The sequence below is a fragment of the Aeromonas sp. s1(2024) genome, from assembly GCF_040908005.1.
In the GTDB taxonomy this organism is placed as follows: Bacteria; Pseudomonadota; Gammaproteobacteria; order Enterobacterales; family Aeromonadaceae; genus Aeromonas; species Aeromonas caviae.
On record NZ_JBFOCW010000036.1, the window covers coordinates 1 to 7,552 of the forward strand.

The window sequence follows — 7,552 nt, forward strand, 5'->3', positions numbered from 1 at the left end:
CCCTCCCCTGCGAAGGGGAGGGTCGGGGTGGGGTCGGCTGTCAGGCCAGATCGCCAAAGCGGCACTGAAGTGCAGTAATCGCCGTCAGGGCGGCGGTTTCGGTGCGCAGCACCCGCGGCCCCAGCAGCATCTCCTTGAAATCTTCCTGCACGGTACGGGCGATCTCGTCGCCGGACAAGCCCCCTTCCGGGCCGATCAGCAGGCGCACGCCGTGCTCAGGGATGGGCAGGGTGTTGATGCTGTAAGGGGCGCGCGGGTGCAGGTTGAGCTTGAGCTCCTGAGTCTCTTCCGCCAGCCAGGCGTCCAGCTCCATCGGCATGCGCACCTCGGGCACGGTATTGCGGCCGCACTGCTCGCAGGCGCTGATCACCACTTTTTGCCACTGCTCGCGTTTTTTCTCCAGCCGATCGGCGGGCAGCTTGACGCCGCAGCGCTCGGAGAAGAGGGGCGTGATGCAGGTGACGCCGAGCTCCACGGATTTCTGGATGGTGAAGTCCATCTTGTCGCCGCGGCTGATCACCTGACCCAGGTGGATGGCAAGGGGGGACTCCACCGAGCGGGTCTCGCAACTGTCGATGGTCACTTCCACCGACTTCTTGCCGACGTTGGCGATGGTGGCGGGGTACTGGTTGCCGTCGCCGTTGAACAGCTCGAGCTGCTGGCCCGGCTGCATGCGCAGCACGCGGCCGATGTGATTGGCACCGTCTTCTGACAGGGCGAGGGTCTGGCCAACCTGCAGGCCGGCCGGTTCATAGATACGTGGAATGCGCATGGCAGATAGTCAGTCTCTTGCTTGGAAACCCTTCAATACCCTACTGCACGGCGGCGAGCAAGACTCGCGAGACAGAGAGTGAAGGGATTCAGGATGAGGGGGACGTTCCCCCTCCCTGGTCAAATGGGGTTATTGGCACTGCTTTTCAATGAAGGGATTGGTATTGCCCTGCAGCTTGCCGATACGGCGGTTGCGCTCGCACTCCCAGCGATCAGCCGGATACTGCCTGTCCCAGGCTTCGTAAAGCTTGCGCTGCTGGGCCGCCAGACGCACTCCGTACTGCTGGCTCATGTAGAGGTAGGCGCGGGCGATCTGGCCACGCACCGGCCCCTTGGGCGGCTGCACCTGTCGCTCCTTGAAGTCCACCAGCATCTGGCACTTGCCGTACTGGTTCGGTTTGCCGTTCCAGTCGCTGAAGCGGAAGTTCGCCCGATCACCGTTCACCTCGCCGATGGCGGGGAAGAGGTTGTGCATGTCTCCCTCCATCCTGTTGAACTCGTCGCTCTTGCCGCAATTCTTGCGACCCCCGTCCTGCCAGCACTGGAGCTGGTGGCCGAACTCCCAGGCGGGCACCACGTGCTCCCATTCGATGCGGGAGGCCCGCTCGGCTTGCTTGCGCGGCAGGTAGCCGCAGCTCTCCCAGTCGGGGGCCATCTTTTTGCCGCTGAACTTGATGTTGCAGCCGCAGTAGAAGGTGACGGGGTGGCTCTGGTAGAGCTTGTTCAGATCCTGCTTGGCGGCGCGAAAGGTCTGGATGTTGTCGGCATGGGCCGGGGCGCTGACCAGCAGGGCCAGGCAGAGGGAGAGCAGAGGGCGAAACATGAATATCCTTGGCAATGAGACAGTTGAATGAAGTAAGCGCGCACCCTATCACAGGAGCGCGACACGGGGTGACTCAATCCGCCGTCGTGTCGCGCTGCCACACCAGGGGCTGGCGACAGCGGCGGCAGTGATAGCGGGCCTCGCCGCGCATCACCTTGTTGTGGCGGCGCACGGAGAGGGGATGCTGCTGGCAGGCGCAGGCATACACGAAGGTGCGCTGGGCCAGCACCCCCAGATCTAAGCTGTGGGTGGTGCTGGGTTCGAGACCGAACAGCTCCCGCATCACCGACTGCCACTGGCGACCATGGGGCAGTACCCGGCTCTTGCCGCGCCCCTCTCCCCAGAGCGCATAGACCAGCAGGTGCGCCACCTCGTGGGGCACCACTTCCCTGAGAAACGCCTGCTGATTGGCCTGATAGAGCGCCGGATTGAAACGCAGCTCCCAGGTTTGCAGCCGCGCCGATCCTGCCGCCCGGCCCCGCATGTTGCAGTGGACTTGCGGACGGGGAAAGGTGCGGCCAAGACGCGTTTCGGCCTGCACAAAGCAGGCATCGACGCGCGCGAGCAGCGTCTCGATGAGGGCGGGGTCAAGCCGGGTGGCAGTGGCAGGCATGGGATCCTCGGGACAGGACACAAAAGCAAAAGGGGAGCCAGGCTCCCCTTTTATCACAACCACGAGCCTTACAGGCCAGCGGCAGCGCGCAGCAGCTCGGCCTTGTCGGTCTTCTCCCAGGGGAACTCGTCGCGGCCGAAGTGGCCGTAAGCGGCGGTTGCCTGGTAGATCGGGCGCTTCAGATCCAGCATCTCGATGAGACCATAGGGGCGCAGCTCGAAGAACTCGCGCACCAGCTTGACCAGCAGGGCTTCGGCCACCTTGCCGGTACCGAAGGTTTCGACGCTGATGGAGGTGGGCTCGGCCACGCCGATGGCGTAGGAGACCTGCACTTCACAGCGATCCGCGAGGCCTGCGGCCACGATGTTCTTGGCCACGTAGCGGGCGGCGTAGGCGGCGGAGCGGTCCACCTTGGACGGATCCTTGCCGGAGAAGGCGCCACCACCGTGACGGGCCATGCCGCCGTAGGTGTCGACGATGATCTTGCGACCGGTCAGACCGCAGTCACCCATGGGGCCGCCGATGACGAAACGGCCGGTCGGGTTGATGAAGTACTTGGTGTCCTTGTTGATCCACTCGGCCGGCAGCACCGGCTTGATGATCTCTTCGCGCACCGCTTCCACCAGATCGCTGTGGCTGATGGAGTCGCAATGCTGGGTGGAGAGCACCACGGCATCGACACCCAGGATCTTGCCTGCGTCGTCGTAGGCGAAGGTCAGCTGGCTCTTGGCGTCCGGACGCAGCCACGGCAGGGTGCCGTTCTTGCGCACTTCTGCCTGACGCTTCACCAGCAGGTGGGAGTAGGTGATGGGCGCGGGCATCAGCACGTCGGTTTCGTTGGTGGCGTAGCCGAACATCAGGCCTTGGTCACCGGCACCTTGCTCCAGCGGGTCGGTACGGTCGACGCCCTGGTTGATGTCCGGAGACTGTTTGCCGATGGCGTTCAGCACGGCGCAGGAGTCGGCGTCGAAGCCCATGTCGGAGTGGGTGTAACCAATCTCGCGCACGGTGTCGCGCACGATCTGTTCGATGTCGACCCAGGCAGAGGTGGTCACTTCGCCGGCTACCATCACCATGCCGGTCTTGACCAGGGTTTCGCAGGCGACGCGCGCCTTGGTGTCCTGCTGCAGGATGGCGTCCAGCACCGCATCGGAGATCTGGTCGGCGATTTTATCGGGATGGCCTTCGGAGACCGACTCGGAAGTAAACAGCTTTGCCATGTTTGGTTCTCGATTCGTAAGGGTTATCGCCTTGGCCATAACCGGATAATGACAGGATGACTGTAGAGGTATCTACATCTGGACGTCTATTTTAAATAGGTCATCCGGTGATTGCCAGCACTATTTGGGGGTGGAGCCGCCCGGGGCGGGATGGGGAAGGGATCCACCTCCATGGAGGTAAGGCAGGGGGCGGATTGAATCGTTTTCCCCGCCCAGAAAAGCGATTGTGCTCCCAAAGCCACTTTATTCGCCCAGATAATATTTGCACGCCGCGCCCCCTGCTGGGACAATAACGCGCCTTAATCTTGGCCATCAAATGAAGCAATCGCAGGAGATACAGATGCCTTCTCGTAAAGAGCTTGCCAATGCCATTCGTGCATTGAGTATGGATGCCGTTCAAAAAGCCAACTCCGGTCACCCGGGCGCCCCCATGGGAATGGCGGATATCGCTGAAGTGCTGTGGCGCAGCCACCTCAAACACAACCCGAACAACCCCAAGTGGGCCGACCGCGACCGTTTCATTCTCTCCAACGGCCACGGCTCCATGCTGCTGTACTCCCTGCTGCACCTCTCCGGTTATGACCTCTCCATCGACGATCTGAAAAACTTCCGCCAACTGCACTCTCGCACCCCGGGTCACCCGGAGTACGGTTATGCGCCGGGCGTTGAAACCACCACCGGTCCGCTGGGTCAGGGCATCACCAACGCCGTGGGCATGGCGATCGCCGAGAAGGCCATGGCCGAGCAGTTCAACCAGCCGGGTCACGACATCGTCGACCACTACACCTACGCCTTCATGGGCGACGGCTGCTTGATGGAAGGTATCTCCCACGAAGCCTGCTCCCTGGCCGGCACCCTGGGTCTGGGCAAGCTGATCGCGTTCTGGGATGACAACGGCATCTCCATCGACGGTCACGTAGAAGGCTGGTTCACCGACGACACTCCCAAGCGCTTCGAAGCCTACGGCTGGCACGTCATCCCGGCCGTTGACGGTCACAACCCGGAAGCCATCAACGCCGCCATCGAAGCCGCCAAGGCCGAGACCGGCAAGCCGACCCTGATCTGCTGCCGCACCATCATCGGCTACGGTTCCCCGAACAAGTCCGGCTCCCACGACTGCCACGGCGCACCGCTGGGCAACGACGAGATCGCCGCCGCCCGTGCCTTCCTGAAGTGGGACCACGCGCCGTTCGTCATCCCGTCCGACATCGCCGCCGAGTGGAACGGTCAGGAGAAGGGCGCCAAGCTCGAATCCGACTGGGCTGCCAAGTTCGCCGCCTATGAAGCCGCTCACCCGGCCCTGGCTGCCGAATTCAAGCGCCGTACCACTGGCGAGCTGCCGGCCAACTGGGCTGCTGAATCCGCCAAGATCATCGAAACCCTGCAGGCCAACCCGGCCAAGATCGCGACCCGTAAAGCGTCCCAGAACTCTCTGGAAGCCTTCGGCAAGCTGCTGCCGGAATTCATGGGCGGCTCCGCGGATCTCGCGCCGTCCAACCTGACCATGTGGTCCGGCTCCAAGTCCCTGACTCCCGAGAGCGCCGCAGGCAACTACATCCACTACGGCGTGCGCGAGTTCGGCATGTCCGCCATCATGAACGGCATCGCCCTGCACGGTGGTTTCATCCCCTACGGCGCCACCTTCCTGATGTTCATGGAGTACGCCCGCAACGCCCTGCGCATGGCCGCCCTGATGAAGCAGCGCGCCATCTTCGTCTATACCCACGACTCCATCGGTCTGGGTGAAGATGGTCCGACTCACCAGCCGGTCGAGCAGATCGCCTCCCTGCGTCTGACCCCGAACATGAGCACCTGGCGCCCGTGTGACCAGGTAGAGTCCGCCATCGCCTGGAAACACGCCATCGAGCGTACCGACGGCCCGACCTCCCTGATCTTCTCCCGTCAGAACCTGGCCCAGATGGACCGCACCGCCCAGCAACTGGCCGATGCCGCCAAGGGTGGTTACGTGCTGAAGGATTGCGCCGGTACCCCGGAACTGATCCTGATCGCCACCGGTTCCGAAGTGGAACTGGCCGTTGCCGCCTATGAGCAGCTGACTGCCAAGGGCCGTGCCGTGCGCGTGGTCTCCATCCCGTCTACCGACGTGTTCGATGCCCAGTCCGCCGAGTACAAGGAGTCCGTCCTGCCGGCCGCCGTCACCAAGCGTGTGGCCATCGAAGCGGGCATCGCCGACTACTGGTACAAGTACGTCGGTTTCGGCGGCAAGATCATCGGCATGCGCACCTTCGGTGAGTCCGCCCCGGCCGAGCTGCTGTTCAAGGAATTCGGCTTTACCGTGGAAAACGTGGTTGCGACCGCAGAGTCCCTGTAATCGTTGATTGCTTGATTCTGAATTGAAAAGCGCCTCCCTCGGGAGGCGCTTTTTATTTAGTCAGCCTGACTTTTATTATCTGTACATGACAGCTATTAAGTGATTTTATCAATATTATCAATGTAAGGTTGATAACGGTAAAGTATGATGAAAAGATATAAGCGGCTAGAAATACCTAACATCGTGGTTTTGGATGCGGCTGAACAGTTTTATCAGAGCGCTAAAATTCTAAAAGATATGCCACCAGGCTCCGGAGTATTACTGCCAATGCTAACAAATGCAGCACTGGCAATGGAGCTATACATAAAGTCACTAAATACACTTTCAGTTATTGAAAACTATGAAACATATTCAGATGGTAGTAGAGGTGGTGAGGTTACGGAAAAGGCTAAGACATGCGAGCACGACTTAAGTATTATTTTAGCTAATGTTGATGATGCTGTTAAAATTAATATTGGTAATATGTTTGATAATGGGTCAATTAATCACTCCTTCGGTGAATTAATCGAGCTGGTTAGGCCTTACGATAAGCTTTTCGTCAGAAGCAGATATTCATATGAGAAACTAGGGTTGCCGGCCGTAAGTATTTCTGATTTATTCTATTGTATTGAGTTCATCCGTGATTTGGTTGATAAAGTAAGTCCAAGTACTGGCGAAGGTAAACAGTGATATTCTCAGTTGCTATTATATTTTTAAATAAAAAGACACCGGCTGTACAGATCTAGTTATCACCTGACACCGGCCTCAAAGCGGTGTCTTGTTTACGCTACTTTAGTGCGCACTTCCTTCGGTATCAATTTCAGACCCTTCTTGAACATGCTGTAGGGGGTCTGACCCTCCATCATCCTGCCCTGATGTGGCCGCTGGGTGTTGTAGTGTTCCAGGTAGCTATCCAGGTCTGTCTGCATCTGTTCTACCGACTCATACCAGGTCGTTCTCCCCTTGATACGGAAGTGTTCATCCAGCAGTGTGCGATGCAGTCGCTCGATAAAACCGTTGCTCTGCGGCCTGCGTACCTTGGTTGTCCGGTGTTCAATTCCCTCCAGTTGCAGAAACAGCTCGTAGGGATGATGGTCTGGGCGCCCACAGAACTCGCGCCCGTTATCTGACAGGATGGTATAGACCCGAGCCTCATGGGCTTCGAAGAACGGCAGTACCGTTTCATTGAGCACATGAACCGAGGTCACCGGCAGCTTGCTGGTGTAGAGCCGTCCCCAGGCATGGCGACTGTAGCAGTCCAGCACGGTTTGCAGATACACCTTGCCAACCCCCTTGAGCGCGCCGACGAAGAAGGTGTCAACCGCCACCAGTTCTCCGGTGTAGTGGACCTCAATCTGGCGTTCGCGAAACTCGGGGCTGAAGCGTTCTAACAGGCGGATCTGCTCGTCATTGAGCTCAATGGTCTGCTCCCGGTGGGTTTTCTCGAGGCGCAACAAGCGGTCGTGTTTGGAGAGCAAGTCGTGACGTTGCCACACGCCACGCACACCACCCGCACTGACATTGATGCCTTGCAGAGCCAGTTCTTGGGCGACCCGCAGCGGGCCATGAGTGGGTCTGGTGAGGGAGTAATCGAGGATGGCCTGTTCAATCTCAGGAGCGACCCGATTGGGATGAGCCCCTTTACACCCGGGCAATTTGTCGAGCAATCCCTCGGCGCCATAGGTCTGGTAGTTACGGCGAATTTCGTAGAACTGCTGACGGCTGTAGCCGATGAGCTTGCAGGCTTTGCTGACGTTATTGAGCTCTTTGGCGAGCTCTAGCAAGCTGAGTTTACGACGTGCTACTTTCTCGTT

General features: G+C 59.6%; 7 protein-coding genes. 2 read left to right on the top strand and 5 right to left on the bottom strand.

The genetic code is table 11. The annotated features are described in order from the left end of the window. Window positions 1–40 precede the first annotated feature (40 nt). From rsmE to metK, 4 genes are all read right to left on the bottom strand, one after another. Window positions 41–772, bottom strand: coding sequence for a 16S rRNA (uracil(1498)-N(3))-methyltransferase (gene rsmE / locus AB5Y70_RS08795; protein ID WP_043155785.1), 732 nt, complete (start codon window positions 770–772; stop codon window positions 41–43). Between the two features lie 129 nt (window positions 773–901). Next, window positions 902–1,594: an endonuclease gene (locus tag AB5Y70_RS08800; RefSeq protein ID WP_043155786.1), complete on the bottom strand. Its 693-nt coding sequence runs from the start codon at window positions 1,592–1,594 to the stop codon at window positions 902–904. A 73-nt stretch (window positions 1,595–1,667) separates the two neighbouring features. Then, window positions 1,668–2,207, bottom strand: coding sequence for a SprT family zinc-dependent metalloprotease (locus AB5Y70_RS08805; RefSeq protein ID WP_043155788.1), 540 nt, complete (start codon window positions 2,205–2,207; stop codon window positions 1,668–1,670). A 68-nt stretch (window positions 2,208–2,275) separates the two neighbouring features. After that, a complete protein-coding gene (metK, locus tag AB5Y70_RS08810) occupies window positions 2,276–3,427 on the bottom strand; it encodes a methionine adenosyltransferase (RefSeq protein ID WP_010673869.1) in 1,152 nt (383 codons plus the stop codon). A gap of 340 nt (window positions 3,428–3,767) precedes the next feature. On the opposite strand from metK, the gene tkt reads away from it, so the two are divergent. Together tkt and AB5Y70_RS08820 are read left to right on the top strand one after the other, a co-directional pair. Then, window positions 3,768–5,759 (top strand): transketolase, encoded by a 1,992-nt coding sequence (tkt, locus tag AB5Y70_RS08815; protein ID WP_039040146.1) that lies wholly within the window; start codon window positions 3,768–3,770, stop codon window positions 5,757–5,759. Window positions 5,760–5,906: 147 nt separating this feature from the next. Beyond that, window positions 5,907–6,428, top strand: a complete 522-nt coding sequence (locus AB5Y70_RS08820) for a hypothetical protein (protein WP_125117131.1) — start codon at window positions 5,907–5,909, stop codon at window positions 6,426–6,428. 92 nt (window positions 6,429–6,520) lie between these two features. Here AB5Y70_RS08820 and AB5Y70_RS08825 read toward each other — a convergent pair. Continuing rightward, window positions 6,521–7,552 (bottom strand): IS481-like element ISAs19 family transposase (locus AB5Y70_RS08825; RefSeq protein ID WP_039039938.1); only part of this gene is annotated, 1,032 nt, incomplete at its 5' end.